13 protein-coding genes and 3 pseudogenes are annotated in these 14,945 nt (G+C 52.1%); 8 read left to right on the forward strand and 8 right to left on the reverse strand.

Annotated features, from left to right (window positions below):
* Positions 1-286 (forward strand): transposase (locus tag ACR0AA_RS12805; RefSeq protein WP_480756175.1); only part of this gene is annotated, 286 nt, incomplete at its 5' end.
* A 496-nt stretch (positions 287-782) separates the two neighbouring features.
* Here ACR0AA_RS12805 and ACR0AA_RS12810 read toward each other — a convergent pair.
* Together ACR0AA_RS12810 and ACR0AA_RS12815 are read right to left on the reverse strand one after the other, a co-directional pair.
* The gene (locus ACR0AA_RS12810; RefSeq protein ID WP_480664667.1) at positions 783-1,046 is read right to left on the reverse strand and encodes a hypothetical protein; all 264 of its coding nucleotides are present in this window, start codon (positions 1,044-1,046) and stop codon (positions 783-785) included.
* Positions 953-1,231, reverse strand: a pseudogene (locus ACR0AA_RS12815) (transposase); the annotation flags it as partial. The pseudogene ACR0AA_RS12815 and the gene ACR0AA_RS12810, both read right to left, overlap by 94 nt.
* An 878-nt stretch (positions 1,232-2,109) precedes the next feature.
* On the opposite strand from ACR0AA_RS12815, the gene ACR0AA_RS12820 reads away from it, so the two are divergent.
* Complete coding sequence (locus ACR0AA_RS12820; RefSeq protein ID WP_480664401.1) at positions 2,110-2,601, forward strand: transposase; 492 nt, start codon at positions 2,110-2,112, stop codon at positions 2,599-2,601.
* Positions 2,602-3,644: 1,043 nt separating this feature from the next.
* Here ACR0AA_RS12820 and ACR0AA_RS12825 read toward each other — a convergent pair.
* Both ACR0AA_RS12825 and ACR0AA_RS12830 read right to left on the reverse strand, forming a co-directional pair.
* Positions 3,645-4,451 (reverse strand): alpha/beta hydrolase, encoded by an 807-nt coding sequence (locus tag ACR0AA_RS12825; RefSeq protein ID WP_480664403.1) that lies wholly within the window; start codon positions 4,449-4,451, stop codon positions 3,645-3,647.
* Positions 4,452-4,652: 201 nt separating this feature from the next.
* Positions 4,653-4,907: an integrase core domain-containing protein gene (locus ACR0AA_RS12830; RefSeq protein ID WP_480664405.1), complete on the reverse strand. Its 255-nt coding sequence runs from the start codon at positions 4,905-4,907 to the stop codon at positions 4,653-4,655.
* Positions 4,908-5,643: 736 nt separating this feature from the next.
* On the opposite strand from ACR0AA_RS12830, the gene ACR0AA_RS12835 reads away from it, so the two are divergent.
* Entirely contained in the window at positions 5,644-7,104 is a 1,461-nt protein-coding gene (locus tag ACR0AA_RS12835) for an oligosaccharide flippase family protein (protein ID WP_480756176.1), read from the forward strand.
* Positions 7,105-7,218: 114 nt separating this feature from the next.
* Positions 7,219-7,871 (forward strand): annotated as a pseudogene (locus tag ACR0AA_RS12840) (integrase core domain-containing protein); the annotation flags it as partial.
* Positions 7,872-8,303: 432 nt separating this feature from the next.
* On the opposite strand, the gene ACR0AA_RS12845 reads toward ACR0AA_RS12840, so the two are convergent.
* The 3 genes from ACR0AA_RS12845 to ACR0AA_RS12855 all read right to left on the reverse strand — a co-directional run bounded on the left by ACR0AA_RS12845 (position 8,304) and on the right by ACR0AA_RS12855 (position 10,470).
* Positions 8,304-9,149 (reverse strand): sulfotransferase domain-containing protein, encoded by an 846-nt coding sequence (locus ACR0AA_RS12845; protein WP_480756177.1) that lies wholly within the window; start codon positions 9,147-9,149, stop codon positions 8,304-8,306.
* Between the two features lie 153 nt (positions 9,150-9,302).
* Positions 9,303-9,977, reverse strand: a complete 675-nt coding sequence (locus ACR0AA_RS12850; RefSeq protein ID WP_480664411.1) for a transposase — start codon at positions 9,975-9,977, stop codon at positions 9,303-9,305.
* Positions 9,978-10,026: 49 nt separating this feature from the next.
* Positions 10,027-10,470: an IS3 family transposase gene (locus ACR0AA_RS12855; RefSeq protein WP_480664413.1), complete on the reverse strand. Its 444-nt coding sequence runs from the start codon at positions 10,468-10,470 to the stop codon at positions 10,027-10,029.
* A 362-nt stretch (positions 10,471-10,832) separates the two neighbouring features.
* On the opposite strand from ACR0AA_RS12855, the gene ACR0AA_RS12860 reads away from it, so the two are divergent.
* Complete coding sequence (locus tag ACR0AA_RS12860; protein WP_480756178.1) at positions 10,833-12,008, forward strand: right-handed parallel beta-helix repeat-containing protein; 1,176 nt, start codon at positions 10,833-10,835, stop codon at positions 12,006-12,008.
* Between the two features lie 280 nt (positions 12,009-12,288).
* On the forward strand, positions 12,289-12,600 hold the full coding sequence (locus ACR0AA_RS12865) for a transposase (protein ID WP_480664658.1): 312 nt from the start codon (positions 12,289-12,291) through the stop codon (positions 12,598-12,600).
* On the opposite strand, the gene ACR0AA_RS12870 is transcribed toward ACR0AA_RS12865, so the two are convergent.
* Entirely contained in the window at positions 12,574-13,425 is an 852-nt protein-coding gene (locus ACR0AA_RS12870; protein ID WP_480664417.1) for a glycosyltransferase family protein, read from the reverse strand. The genes ACR0AA_RS12865 and ACR0AA_RS12870 overlap by 27 nt on opposite strands.
* A 369-nt stretch (positions 13,426-13,794) precedes the next feature.
* On the opposite strand from ACR0AA_RS12870, the pseudogene ACR0AA_RS12875 reads away from it, so the two are divergent.
* Positions 13,795-14,525, forward strand: a pseudogene (locus tag ACR0AA_RS12875) (transposase); the annotation flags it as partial.
* On the forward strand, positions 14,525-14,911 hold the full coding sequence (locus ACR0AA_RS12880; protein ID WP_480664419.1) for an HAD-IA family hydrolase: 387 nt from the start codon (positions 14,525-14,527) through the stop codon (positions 14,909-14,911). The pseudogene ACR0AA_RS12875 and the gene ACR0AA_RS12880, both read left to right, overlap by 1 nt.
* The last annotated feature ends 34 nt before the right edge of the window (positions 14,912-14,945 follow it).

Here is a 14,945-nt window from a genome sequence, read left to right on the forward strand (position 1 = left end):
CAGCAGCATCCCAAAAGTCGACTGGCTACTTGGGGATCGCGGCTATGACGCCGACTGGTTTCGAGAAGCGTTAAAAGACAAAGGGATACGCGCCAGCATCCCCGGCCGTAAGCAACGCAAGACCCCGGTCAAGTACGACAAGCGTAGGTACAAACGCCGCAACCGTATCGAGATTATGTTCGGCAGACTCAAGGACTGGAGACGCGTCGCAACCCGCTATGACCGCTGTCCCAAAGTACTCCTTTCTGCCATCGCGCTCGCAGCAACCGTCATCTATTGGTTATGAATCCTGACCCTAGCGTTCTGACGGCCCCTGTTTTCAAACAGAAATCCATATTTTCGCGTTGCATCACACCTTGCCACGCCCTCGGCTTGTCCCGGATCAAGCGCTCCAGATTGAAAAACTCCAACGCACGGCGAGAAGACTGGCGGCCTGCGGTAGATTAATTGCGGCGAAATCCAGCGCGCCATCCTGCAAACTGAGCCAATAATGTCTGGTGGGTTTGTCGAAGCGAGATTGGATATATGCAATCAGTTGGTTGCGCGTCGTCAGTAGGTCAATCCAGGCCGACGGCTGACTTAGTCATCCCCTCAAACTCACACACATAAGGTTGATCGAGGGCAATCAGACTGGGATTCAGTAATTCGTGGGCCGGACGTGCCGAACAGGCAGTGTAGATCAGGAACGTCCAGAACAGATCATCCGTCAGTCCTTCATGTTCGTAGAGAAGCTTTACGTCATCAAGATCTCGTGGATGCTGGTGATCCACGGCTGCGTGGAGTTAACCGCCAAACAAATCTTCGAATGAGACGATCTGCATTTCTGCATAGCCAAACGCGTCCGCTACAGCGTCTGAGCTCGCCCGGGTTTCGGGGTCAGGAACAACGCCGCGCGTGACTGACGAGGTCTCAATTTTGGCTTCTGCACCCTCCAGACGCACAAGCGCGCGGGTGGCACCGCCCCACTCTGGTTCAGGGCGTCCATTGTCTCCTCCCAGAGCCCCGCCAGTGTCCAACACCGGAACTGCAGGTAAACGCTCGGCCACTTCCCGAACTCCCCGGGCAGGTCGCGCCTTGGGGCACCCGTCCGCGCAATCCAGAAAATCCCATCAAGAACAAAGCGGTGTTTGGAAGGATTGCGCCCGTTCGGGGCGCGGACCGCTAGGATGAACCGCTCACAAAACGCCCATTCCTCGTCCGACACCAGGTCTCGTGCCAAGTTGGTCTCCATCGCAGTTGCCAGCTTGAATCACGCTCACCGCGCCATCTGAATCCCTATTGTCAACACGCCCTAACGTGCCCTTTTCATTTCCCGACAAGCTTCAACGAGTTCTAGTCCGACTTTAACAGCCGATTGAGTGCAAGTAGTACTACAGCCACTGTAGATCCCGCAAAATACGAAACTATGCAGATAAATAAGTTCGCGCCGAGAAATACGGCAATCACCGATGCGGCAATGCCAGCAGATAATCCAAAAAGGCCGTACGCCGCCACCATACTTGCTCCATTTCACCTCTAGATTGTCTCGCCTAGGGTCATTACAGCTATGTGTATTACAGAATGCCGACTTGGCGAACGCCAACATCTTTAGTGGCAACCGATCAGCGTAATCTTGCCAACAGATATTCGGTGCTAATGATGCAATGTCTTTTGTGCGTGTAAAACGGGTCGCGGCCTTCGAAGTCATAGGAGGTAGAAGTCAACTTGAAAAAGATGGCCTTCCCTCTGGCACGTGGATGAAAGCGGAAGCTTGTTGACTTTCGGATGAACAAAACACCAACGCGGACCGCTCAAAGGTTGGTTCCAAACAACGCGCAAGCGTCTGATTTCGCTGGCTGAGGGGGCTTGGAGATACTCTTGGATTGCAGGGTTTGCGACGAAATGAGAGAAAGCCCTGCAACTTCCAAGGCCCCATGAAGCCGAAACTCCGCGCCCCTGAACAGGACGATCTGCTGCGCCCACGCCTGACCGACATCATCGACTTACAGCACGATTTCGCGCGCCGAACACGCTGTTCTATTGGGAGTTCTTTGAGCGAATAATGGGATGTACCGGCTGCTTCACTCAGCAGGTTAGGCATTGTCTATTTCTGCAAGATGGAGAAGTAACATGGCGAAGTCCATAATTGTTGAGCTGATGTCGATAGACATCGGAATTTGCAAATCTGCCGTTTGTCCCGAGAAGAACCAGAAGCAGCTTGACCTGCAGGTGCACCATCGCGTTCGGTCCCGCCTGGTGTCGCGTCGAACTGCAACTATCAACCAGATCCGCGCCTGGCATTACGGTGCGGAAGGGGCTGCGTGCTCGAAGAGCTCGTTCGAAACGATCTTGGAAGAGCGCAAAGACGTGATATCCCTGCGGAAGCGTTCGATCTTGATTGGCCTTTATGGTGATTGGTTTTGGCTTGATGATCGGATCGATACAGTTTCGAGGGAGATCGAGTTGATCAGTCATGCCGAAGAGAACTGCGTCATCGTCATGACCATCCCCGGCATTGACGCGAGGATCTCGACCGCGATGGTAGCAGCAGTTGAAACGGGTGAGGCAGTTTGTCGAGGGCGCGACTTCGCGCCATGGGTTGGCCTTGTATCCCGTCAATAGTGCACAGGCGGGCGATCGGTCCTGGGGCGCATCACCAAACGCAGTAGCCAATGTTTGCGAATGCTCTTCGTTCAAGCAGTCAAGGTCATTTTGATGCGCACAAATTGATGGCCGGACTTCAGCTTCGGCGACGGGTTGCCCAAAGCTGCGGAAGGCATGAACAGCAACAAATTGGCAGGCGCCTGGCCAAAAAACTGGCGCGAAGGGCATGGAGCATATTGAAACATAAAACGGCGTTTGACTCACCAAGAGATGAGGTTGCTATCGATGTCAAAACTCCGAGGTAATCCAAAGGAATTCGAGACTGACAAAAAGCATGGAACGGAAAATTTCCGCCCCCAGTATCTAACGGCCCATACGGTCTGCATAGACCTTGTAGGTACTGAGATCACAGCGCGCGCGTAACCCCAACAAGACCACGGCCCGCGCGTCGGCCAACAGGCCGAATACATATGAGCGACTCCCGAGAACATACCAGAAATTACTTGCGAACAGTGGCTGGTACATACAAAGGGGCCGATAACAAAATAGAAATTTTTTGCGTGATGGATTGGACCAAGAAAAATCCTCTGTCGTTCTTGCCTCAACCCTTCCAATACGCGCGTCGGAAACAGGGGGTGGGATTGATGCTTCCACTCGAATTGGGCACTGCGGCTTGTTCGAAACCTTAGCGAAATGGCGTCATACACGCCCGAGAAGGTGGGTCAGACCGGCATGCAGCAATTTCGAGAGTTACCCCCGCTCTTGCAATTTTGGCGGTCTAGCGTGCTCTTTTTCTATGAGCTCTTGCGTTCGGCAGCATCGTGGCTTGCGTCGAGTTCGCTGACCAACTGCCGCAAGCGGATCGGCAAGGAAGGTGTGGAGTGGCTGCTGACCAAGACCTGCGCGTCTGCAATCCACAATAGATCAGACAGGTCGCCACTTGGCTATCCACAGTAAAACAAGCTCAAGCCAACCGAACGAACCGGTTTCAAACTCGCCGCTCGCGCCGAAAACCGTGGAATGCGCGAATTCTTCGCTGTCTCGGAACAACTGCTGCCCAACTACTTCTTTAGAAATGACAAGACCTCGCTGGCAAAACCCTGCGTCAATAGATTCGAATGCGTGCCATTGCGGTACGTATGAAACTCCTTTTCGTCGGGAGCTTCCGAAAAAAGTGCCTCGGCCCATTCTAACGGCAGTGCCTTATCCTGAACTCCATGTCCGAACAGCAAGGGTGCTCTAACATGAGCAATATCGGCTACCGCCTCATGGCGCTCATTCCACATAAGCAGGCACATTGGTATGCCCTTCAAGCGCTTACTCTGATACCTACAAAGCTTATCGAAGCCGGCCTCGACAACGAGGCCTTGCACCTCGCGATTTCTGGCCACGTGGACTGCTGGCGAAGTTCCCAAACTGAATCCATAGATGAACCTCTTTTCGGCTGGAACGGGCTCCGGCAAAATCGCATCGAGTTGGTCATAGAGTGCCAGTGCATCCCCCTTTATTGATATCTCTGAAGGACGACCAGAAGCGCCATTTTGACCGCGATAGCGCATAATAACGATGCCGATGCCAAGAGACGCAAAGCTTGCCATATGCTGCGCCATCCTATCTATACCCGCGAAATTGCCGCCAAATGTCAGCAGAATTGGAGCATCCCCTTCGCGTGGAGTAATCCAAGCCTCAATAGACGTTCCGTCGCCGCCAGCAAACTTGACCACCTCATACATCGAAAGGTCCCCTTCCGGACGCACTGCATCTTGCGGAAAGCGATAGATCGAGTGGGTCTGGTAATACCAGATCGCCAAGATAGTCGAAAGAGCGACTGCTAGTACCACCAGTGCCACGAAATGCAGCGTGCTCATTAACAGACTCCAATCAATAATAGCTAAAGTGTCAGTAGCTGTATCATCTGGAGCAAAAAAGGGATGCAGGAGTCAATCCAAGTTGGAAGATGCGAACTTAGAAAAATCTCTACACCCAGGTTGACAGGCAGTTCAGAGATTGTGACCTGAGACCCGAATTTCCACCAGCCGTTGGGAAAATCCGATGGGTGATTTTTGGCCTCATGTGGCCTTATTCTCCAGTCTCGATTTCGTGGCAAATTCCCACGGTGTGAGATTGCCGCGGGACGAGTGGGGTGTGTGTCGGTTTGTGTCTTCCTTCGATGTGGTGATCTTCTCTCTGGCCTCGGTCAGCGATTGGAGCAGGGTTTCGTCAAAGAGCTCTTCCCAGAAGCTGCCTTTGAACGCCTCGATGAAGTCGCTCTGCATTAACTTGCCCGGGCGAGGTAGTGACAGTCGATCCGGGTCACCAGGCACCGTCTTAAGACTGCCATGCTAGTCAGTTCCGTGCCATTATCACTGACATTCGTTCTTGGTTATCCGCGTCGCGCTTTGATCGCGGTCAACTCCCGCTTGACACGTAGTCAGGATAGCGATGTATCTGCAACCAAGGTCACGCACTCACGAATGTAGGCGTCCACGTTAGGCAGCACACGGAACCTGCGCCGGCCGGCAAAGGCATCCGGGACGAAGTCTAGGCTCCACCGCTCATTTGGGCACTCTGGCACCAACATTGGCCTTCGCGCCCCAGAGCTTTTCTTCATCGGCCGCGCTTCCTTACCTGCAAACTCTCTTCGCGATAGAGTTGCCTCAGCTACTTCTTGTTGACCTGCCAACCTTAGCGTTCGAGCATCAAATGCACGGGTCGATAGCCGAACCGCCGACGTTCCGCAGCGACCTGGTTCATCGCCTTGCGCAACTCGGCATTATCCGCTCAAATGCAACGATACCGAACGCTCGACGCCCAGAACGGGTCTCAGTCCAATTGCGATTGCATATGTGCTCCACCGAGCATTCAGTGAATGGGACGGGATAGGTGTTGACCAAAGCCGTTTCCAGGAAGAACTTACCGGGGTGAGAGTCGGAGATTTGCTCCATTTTTTTGGTTGCACGAGGGTAGATCTTGTAGATAATTTATTTACTTGATAAGAATTCTGCCCTAAGGCGATGGGCCACATGTTAACTAGTTAAAAATATTGAGGAAAACGGCCTAATGCCCTCCGACTTCTCAAAGGTTGGTGAGGATGCTCGCTGGGTTGCCGCGATGAACTTCGTGGCGGTTGGCTTGAAGTTTCTGACCATTCCGATACTCGCTAGATTCATCGGCGCAGAGGAGTTTGGGGCTGTCGCGGTTGCGATTGCCGTGTTTCAGCTCATGTCGATGATGTCGGTCCACAGCGTGAATACCGCGCTTGTCGCGGCCGAGGAACACAGTCCGGAATTGTGGCACACAGCATTCCTAATCACCTTAGGTTTGGGTCTTCTTGTGTCGATGACCTTAGTTCTATTTGCACCGCAGATTAGCCAGCTCCTTGGTGCGCCTAGTTCTAGAGTGTTCATCCAAACGATAGGTTTGATTGCTCCTCTGACATTTGTTGCCGAGTTTTTTGTATCCTTGATGAGCAAGAATCTTACCTTTCGGAAGCAGGTTGTTCCAACCATTGTATCGAATCTGGCGTCCGGATTCTCTGCTATTTTGCTTGTTTTTCTGGGGTTTGGGGTCTGGGCATTGATGGCGCAACACATTGTGTTCTCAATTGTGCGCGTAATCGCCATGTCCGTTGTTACGCCGTTTCGCCCACGCATTTACTTCAATTGGCCATTGATTAAGCCTGTGCTGCCTGAAGCAGCGCGGAGCCTTACTGCGATGATAGGCCACTACCTTTCTAACCAGGGTGTGGTTCTAATTGTGACGCGAGTGCTGGATGCCGCCGCCGGCGGGATATTCTTCGTTTGCAACAGGTTCACGGTCCTACCCATGGAAGTTCTGGGCTCCAGTCTTGGTCGCGTAATATTTCCAAATTTTTCGAAAATTAGCCGCGAGGGCGGCGATAGAAAAGAGCTTCTGAGATGGGCACTATCAGTTTCTTCCACAATCCTTTCTCCCATCTATTTCGGGATGTGGGCGGTTGCAGTTCCAATCACGGATGTTCTGTTGGGCGCTCGATGGTCGGAGATTTCTTCGATCTTCGCCATAATGGCAATCGCTGGAGCCTTAAAAGGGCCGCAAGGCGTTTTCTCGTCGTATTTCCAAGGAACTAACCGGTTTGACTTACTTGTGAAGGTGAATTTTCTGAATGCTCTGCTCATATTAGCGTTCGTTACCATGGGCGCATTTCTCAATGGTCTCACTGGTGCGTGCGTAGGAATACTTGCCTCACGTTTCATTACAGTTCTGCTTACTGGAATTGTAGTGTTCAGAATTGAAGCGATGGACTCTGTTTCGGGGTTCTATTCATTCATTCCCAGTATGATAGTGGCTTTTATTATGAGTGTGGTCGTGTTGCTCTTCATATCCCAGGGAGGGGTTTCGGCATTGCATTCGGCGGTTCAGCTAGGACTCGGCGGAATGTTGGGATGTGCCATTTATGTTGGCTGCCTTAGAGTCTTTCTGCCTCAGGCACTTCGCGAAGTTATACAAGTCTTGAAGCCGGCATCAGCCCGGAAGCTTTGACCAATCTCAGATAGGTGTGCTCTGAAGCCCATTTTTGAGCCATTTGTGATTGGAGTCTTCCGCGACGAATTTCTGGCTGGGAGAAGGAAAGGGGGCGATGAAAGCAGCGAGATTTACGGACGCACAGAAGGCGTTTGTTTTGAAGCAGGTTGGCCGATCAACGTCAAGAAAGCCTATAGAATTTACCGCTAGATGGAGCTGTAATTGCGGGACAGATCACCAAAACGGCGGTGAAGGCCAATCTGAGGGAGGATCGCTCGGATGCCATGAGGCCCAATGAGGTGTGGGCAATGGACTTCGTTCTTGATCAACTCGCGACTTGCCGTAAGCTGCGCGTCCTGACTGTGGTCGATACACTCTCGCGCCTCTCACCCATCATCGATCCAAGGTTCAGCTGCAAGGGTGAAGACGTTGTTGCCACGCTGGAGCGGGTGTGCCGGTAGATTGGCTATCCGGCGACGATGCGGGTGGATAATGGCAGCCAGTTCATCTCGCGGGATATGGATCTGTGGGCCTACCATAATGGTGTCCCGCTCGACTTCTCACGCCCTGGCAAACCGACCGACAACGCCTTCATCGAAGCGTTCAACTCCAAGTTCAGAGCAGAATGCCTGAACACGCATTGTTTCCTGTCGCCGGCAGATGCTTGCGAAAAGATGGAGGATTGGCGTAGATACTACACCGAAGAAAGACCGCACAAAGCCATCGGGAATATCCCGCCGGCAATGCTGGCAAACTCACATTGCGATACCAGCCCGTCATCCTGAGACAAGGCGGAGAACTCTATGCCCAGGTGGCAGAAGGTTGGGTGGCAGAGCAGGTGCCCTGCAACTACAAAACCGGGCGGCCCTAGGTTTGGTGCTTGGTTCGGCGCCTGCAGTAGTTGACTCGTTTGAGATGTATAGTTGGGGTCGTTTAAAGACGCATCGTTAATTCCGACGATTTTAGGCTTTCCTGGCGCGGTGCAGTGCCAATCAGCGTTTTGATCCTGATCGGCCCTAGCCTGTCGCTTTGTACTCAAAAGAAGCCGGACGGTTGCAGATCAAACCAGCACGGATCGTGGTAAAAGACTAGCTTGAAGCCAGAATTCACTCGGCGACATTCCTCAAAATTCGGGGGAGTTCGGAGCTTGGCTCACAAGATGTATTTGAAATGGCTGAGGGATGCCCAATATTGGTTATCGCCTCTAAACGTCCACCTTAAAGGGACCAGTCACCAAAGTCCTGGCCAGTTAGCGACCTAAGACGCTGTACATCTTCGAGAACATCCTCCGCCATCCTCTCCTTAACGGATTCTGAAACTCGCAATATTGGAGTTTTCTTACGCGTGGAAAACATAGGTCGGAGCTTTTCGCGAGTTTCCGGACTTAAAGTACTCCAAAGATTATGGAGACGTCGATTCCTTCTAACTCTTTTGAACGGACCGCTGAGTGATGATAACTCGCTGGATGAGTTTGCATGACCAGTCCGAGCAAACGTAATCTTGTGAACGCCAATAAAATCCAGAAACTCGTCAAAAAAAGACTGAGGATTGGCCTTGAGAGACGAAAAACTCAAAACCCTAATCTTATCTTGAGGAAAGAATTCGAGATATCTCTCTAGGTTTGCGGCGTACTTGCTGGTGTCCAATAGATTGGAGTAAAAGCTACTACCAACAAGATCGTCCGGATTTGGCGGGTTGCGCCCGAGTGCTTGCGCATGCTCATAGTGCGAGATCATTCGTTCGACTGGATCGCGTAAGACGTAAACTAGGCGAACATTCGGGCAATGATCACGTATGCGGTTAGGAACGCCAGGAAAAATTGACTGTTTTGCATAGTTGGGGCTGATTTCACCATGAATCGGCTTGGACGGGTCGAATAGGCCAGAGTACCACAACGGCCCTCTTTTCCAATTCAAGGACTCGACAAAGAAATCCGTTTCCTTTTGGCGCGAAAGCCCAATCACTGGGTGCTCGGAAAGGTGCTCAAAAAGGGTCGTGGTTCCACATCTCATAGCTCCAATGACGATAAAATCCGGCACAATCAAATTGTCTTTATCAATCATCGATTATTCCCCGAGTGGTGGGTCTATGCGATAGCCTAGCTCTAATACCCGTTCAAAACTGCAAGTCAACACTTTGCAAGTTTGCTAAACTGTTTCACAATTTGACAAGATATCCAGGTGCAGGTTTCTGTCATTTTTTGAACGGATTTGGTCTTAGGTCCTAGTGATAGACCATCTTTTGGATGTCTCGGAAAGGGCTTCCGGAACAGCGGACGTAATGTCTTTACCGAAAGTGGGCCGCCGTGATTGAACTACATGGGGCAGCTTAGCATCATTGCAATCTTGACCTAATGCGTCGTTGAAGCCAATTGCAATAGGAGAGTTCGCCGCGCGGAGCGAGCCTCGGCTCACGTGCCGCTGTCTAGCCACTGTTTTTGGCCCGCGGATCGTAGGTTTCTCAAATATAATTTTCGCTAATAGGGGACGCACATTGTGCGCCTGCTTCGGGCTTGTGTGATTGTACTGTCTGAGCCAGTCAATGATGACAATCTGGGCCTGCCTCAGCGAGTAGAAGATCTCCAGGTTCAGCAGTTCGCTCCTGAACCGTGCATCGTTGGCTCTTGATGTAGCAGTTCGGCACCGGCGGTCTGTCCAGATAAATGATGTGAACTGGTTGCCCTGATCCGTGCTCATGATCTTAGGCGGGCCGAAGCGGTGCATGGCCTCATTCAGCGCGTCAACGCAAAATCCGGCCTCCAGCGTGTTCGATATCCGCCAAGTCAGAACCTTTCGGGTGTGCCGGTCCAAAGTCGTCACTAGATTCAGGAGCCCACGTCGCTTGGGCAGATAGGTGATGTCTGCGGCCCAGACCTGAATGGGTCGAGCCACCCGCAAACCGCGCAGCAGATAGGGATAGGTCTTGTGCCCTTTCGCCGCCTTACTGGTGTTGGGCTATCTGATAGATGGGCATCAAGCCCATCAGCCGCATCAGGCGACGGATGCGCTTCTCGTTCACCAGATGGCCTTCGTTGCGAAGATGCTGGGTCATCTGCCGAACGCCAAAGAAGGGCGTTCCCAGAAACTGCTCGTCGATCTGGCGCATCAACATCAGGTTCATCGCCGTCTCGCTCTTGGGCGTGTAGTAAAACGACGGCCGCGAGGTCGACAGCCACTTACGCTGCTTGACACTCGACAGGTTGGTATTGGCAGGCTCAACCATCTTGCGCCTCACTTGCCGATCCATGGCTTGAGCTTTTGTGACAAAAAAGTTGGCGACAGCCAACTCCCCGATCTTCGCGTGCAGTTCTTTGACCTGCTCTTCGTCGATCTCTGGGGACTTCTTTCCGCCTGGTTCAAACACGCCGAACGCGCTTTCCAGCATAGCGCGTTTGCAACAGTGGATCATCGTGGGATGGACGCCAAATTGGCTGGCAAGCTCAGCCACAGTTCACTCACCCTTCAAACCCTCAAGCGCGACTTTCGCCTTGAACTAGGGCGAGTGGTTCTTCCGTTTCGACATCTCTGATCTCCTCTTCGTCGAAGATCAGCAGACAACAAATCGCAGCTTACGTCAGTGTCCGAAATTCAGGGGGGTAGCTCAGGGCACTCCAGAGTTCCGGGCCAAACACAGGGAACATTCCGGTTATGTTTATGCCTCCAACCAATTGTTGCCATTGTGTGCGCGTCGTCCCGAAGCTAACGTTAAGCAACTATCGCAGCATTGGGCAGGTTATGGAACCAGAAGTGATCATCTACGATGTGAGTGAACTCGCTGCTGCTTATGAGACGCTCTCTCAGTCGACTGGCGGAACGATCTTTGTTTCGTCTGGCTCTAATCTAGGCTCGATCAACCTGTCCAATGGCGGAGATCAGGCGGTCACGATTGTGTCGGAGGACGCGCTCAATCCTGCCGTGATAGAGTCGATTGATCTCGAGAACGTGAGCAATCTGGAGATTGACGGCGTCTTGGTTTCACGAGATGCGGGCCGCATGCTCAACATTGAAGCCAGCACGAACATCGCTATTCGAAACACTGAATTTGCGTCAGATTCCACTCAAACACTGACCGAAGGTTTGGTGGGCACATCGACTCAGGGCGCTGACATCGGGATCGTCCGCGATACTTCTGGCCTGACTCTCGAGAACAATGAGTTTCACGGTTTCTTCCAGGGTATCACCATGTATGAAACAAGTGATGTGCAGATCAACAACAACGAGTGGTACGAATTTCAGGGCGATGGAATCCGGATGGAAGGGGTTCAGCGCGTAGATATCATGAACAACAACTTCTATGATTACTACGGATCTCCCCAATCTGTGAACCACTCTGATTTCATTCAGGTCTGGTCTGTCAACTCGACAGAGACGATAACCAGCGATCTCCGTATCATCTCTAACACGATGCATACGGGCGACGGGACGGCGGCGCAGGGAATTTTCATCAATAATGAAGCATTTTCCAAGCGCGGAATTGGTGATTACTATCAGAACATTGAAGTAGCTGATAACGTGATTTATTCCGCGATGTGGAATGGTATACGAGTCAACGGAACCGATGGTGCTGTGATATCGAACAATACCTTGCTTTGGAACCAGGACGCCTTCGTAGAGTTCGAGGATGGTCGCGTTCTCTCCCAAACCCCCACCATCCGAGCCGACAACTCCATAAATGTCGAGACGTTCGACAATATTGCGAGAACCGTAAGGATCAACGATGTTGATCAAGAGCAGAACGTGATGCTGGAATATCGGCAAGAAAGCTCAAGCACCTACGCCTATGACTTGTTCCCGGGGCTGAATCTGGGGGCAGACGCCACGCTCGCCGACCTCGCTCTGGTTGAAGGTAGTGGCGTGGAGGGAGCTGGCTCTTCGCTCTCGCAACCGGGTCAGGTCGAAGATGCGCCGAGCGAGAGCGAGTAACGACTATGCTCTGGCATACACGATTTTGCTTTTCGGTCTGACATTCATCCGATATTGGGCATCGCTCAGCCATTCTCAGTACATCATTTAAGCCAAGCGCGGACTTCCTCTGATTTTTGACGAAAGTCGCTGGGTGCGTTCTGGCTTCATGCCAACCTTTCACCACGATCCGTGCTGGTTTGATTTGGATGGCGGCAATGCATTCAGTACGCGTCTACCAATTTCAGTGAACCTCTCAATGGCGCACAAGACCAAAAGTCCAGAACCAATAATCCTTACTATGGTATCAAGGTGGGAAATAACGACCACAGAGAACGACATTAATTTCGGATATTGTCGCCAGTGGCAAACAAGGATCTCTATCCCCGGGCGGAAGCAGCGCAAGACAACGGTGAAGCACGACAAGCGCCGATACAAACCCCGCAACCGGATCGAGATCATGTTTGGCAGGCTCAAGGATTGGCGCCGCGTGGCAACCCGGTACGACAGGTGCCCGAAGGTCTTCCTCGCAGCAATCGCCCTCGCAGCTCTCGTCATCTATTGGCGATCAGTCCTGACCCTAGGATTAATCGCTTTCCATTCCATAAGCTGAAATGTGCCTTCTGGCAACGACTTCAGGGTCCAGGAATGAAAGGTCCAAGGCTGACAAAGGATGTCCATTTGAATACCGACGCGCGGCCTCGACAAAGTCCGCCGATGTCAAAGCGTCGCGAACCTGAAGCGTATAGTCATTTCCAATTCGTTCAGCTATTTCAGCACCAGCCTCGAATTTGGGAAAAATCGCCGGAGTTCCAATGGACAAAGATGTTATCAGACTTCCTGAGTTGAATTGGCCGCAAAAATTAAAAACGCATGCATTACTAGACTTTATTAGTGATGCCAGTTCCTGATCTCCCAATGCATAATCCAAAATCACTACGCGCTCATCGCTACCTCGTGCCGCTTCGACATCGCGTCGATACGAGCTTTCGATCCGTCCCGCTACCACCAAACGCGAAGCCTTCAGTTTCGCCGAGCGGAACTCGCGGATCATTTCCGATACTCGCTTATATCTCTTGATATATCCGAAAGTGAGAAAAACCGTATCTTGCGGATGAAAGCCAAGACGGCTTCTAGTATCCTCAAGCTGAAAACCACCAAAATAGTTTATGAAGTTTTGGTGCATGACCGTGTGAAACCTTGCGCTCGACAGTTCTGGGAATGAACGCAATAGGGTGATGCGCGCTCCTGAGGACAGCATGGCTACATCTGTTACCTTGCGGAAAAACTCCTGTCGAAGAAGATTCCACACCTCCTTTTGACGAGGACCCCATGCATCGTGCGGTTCAAGGTTGTGGGCAGTCCAAACCACTTTTCCACCGGCATCCCGAATACGTTCCATCGTTCGTAACATATTTCGCGCATAGAAGTCGGCCACCGCTGAAAACCGGCTTCCTAATCTATTGTGAAAAACTCTCTCCGGCCAATGGACATGCATTACTGGGGCGGATCTGAAAGCGAAACTCGGATTATAACTTGATAGTTGAACGCCCTGCATTATCAGAGCCTCAGATAACGTCTTAATGAAAGGGTTATCGTTCCTAACCGTATGGGCAGGGTACATAAGGACGTGGCGCCGGCTCAAAGCGAGGTGCCCTCCTCATGAAAATGCTGCATTCGGTCCGCTCCTTCAGCCAAGCAAACTCAACATGGATGAAATTGAGTGCCTAATCAACAGGTGTTGATTTGCTCCCCTGAAAAGTCCTTGATTTGAGGTTAGCCTGTTCTCCAACCAAGGAGACAAGCGGTGAAGAGAAGCCGTTTCAGCGAGGGGCAAGTTATTGGTGTCCTGAAGGAGCAACAGGCTGGGCTTGGTGCGAAGGAGCTTTGCCGCAAGCTGGGATTAGCGACGCGACCTTCTACAAATAGCGGTCGAAGTATAGCGGCATGGAGGCTTCAGACGCGCGTCGGCTAAAGACTCTGGAATCTTAGAACGCCAAACTAAAGAATATGCTGGCCGAGCAGATGACGAATGTGGCGACGCTGGAAGAGATGCTCGGAAAAACTTTTGAAGCCCAATTCGAGGAGGAATGCTTTGGATCGGGCGATGAAGACCAAAGGCCACAATCAGCGACGCGCTTGTGCGTTGGCCGGGATCGATCCACGTGAATATCGGCGTCGGCCTAAGCACCCTGCCGACACGGAACTGCGGGCAATGATGAAGGAACTGGCGTCCGAGCGGCGCTGGCTCGCCTATCGTCGTCTGCACATCCTGCTGAAGCGCGAAGTCTGGGAGGTGAACTGGAAGAAGCTGAATCGGCTCTACCGCGAAGAAGCGTTAACCGTTCGTAAACGGGGGGGGGTCGCAAGCGCGCAGCCGGGACGCGGGCGCCTATCGCGATCCCGCGCGGCCCGAACAAGTGTTGGTCGCTCGAATTCACGTCCGATGCGTTGGAAGATTGTCATCGGTTCCGCGTACTGAATGTCATCGACGACTTCAGCCGTGAACGCCTCGCCGCCTTCTTTGACACATCAATTTGAGGAGTGCGTGTTGCCCCAAGTGCATTGCGTTAAGTGGGCCTCCCCGAAAAATCGAACAGGCTTTGAAGGTAAGCGGTCTGGAGAGTTATTTTGGCTCAAACCTAAACAGTCCCTACATAGTCAACAGTTGGAAACCTGAACCTGACCTTTTCCTCCACGCCGCCCGATGCATGGGATATGCACCAAACTCCTGCATTGTTGTGGAAGACAGCGCGGTTGGAGTTCAAGCCGAAAACGCAGCCGGAATGACCGCGCTGCTCTACGCGCCACATTCCACTGAAAGTTCAGAAAAAACTGCCACTGTTTTCAATGATATGTCTCGACTACCAGAGCTCATTAAAGCCGTGGAAGTCGAGAAAACGGAACCAGGCAAGGTGGGCTGAAACCACCGGTTACGGCCTTATCGCCCGCGTTGTA

This window comes from Ruegeria sp. CE8 (assembly GCF_056537465.1).

Bases quoted from the DNA above. Each gene is read 5' to 3' on its own strand.
- ACR0AA_RS12845 (WP_480756177.1), bottom strand. From the start codon at position 9,149: ATGATTGATAAAGACAATTTGATTGTGCCGGATTTTATCGTCATTGGA.
- ACR0AA_RS12865 (WP_480664658.1), top strand. From the start codon at position 12,289: ATGGTATCAAGGTGGGAAATAACGACCACAGAGAACGACATTAATTTC.
- ACR0AA_RS12835 (WP_480756176.1), top strand. From the start codon at position 5,644: ATGCCCTCCGACTTCTCAAAGGTTGGTGAGGATGCTCGCTGGGTTGCC.
- ACR0AA_RS12820 (WP_480664401.1), top strand. From the start codon at position 2,110: ATGGCGAAGTCCATAATTGTTGAGCTGATGTCGATAGACATCGGAATT.
- ACR0AA_RS12855 (WP_480664413.1), bottom strand. From the start codon at position 10,470: ATGCTGGAAAGCGCGTTCGGCGTGTTTGAACCAGGCGGAAAGAAGTCC.
- ACR0AA_RS12825 (WP_480664403.1), bottom strand. From the start codon at position 4,451: ATGAGCACGCTGCATTTCGTGGCACTGGTGGTACTAGCAGTCGCTCTT.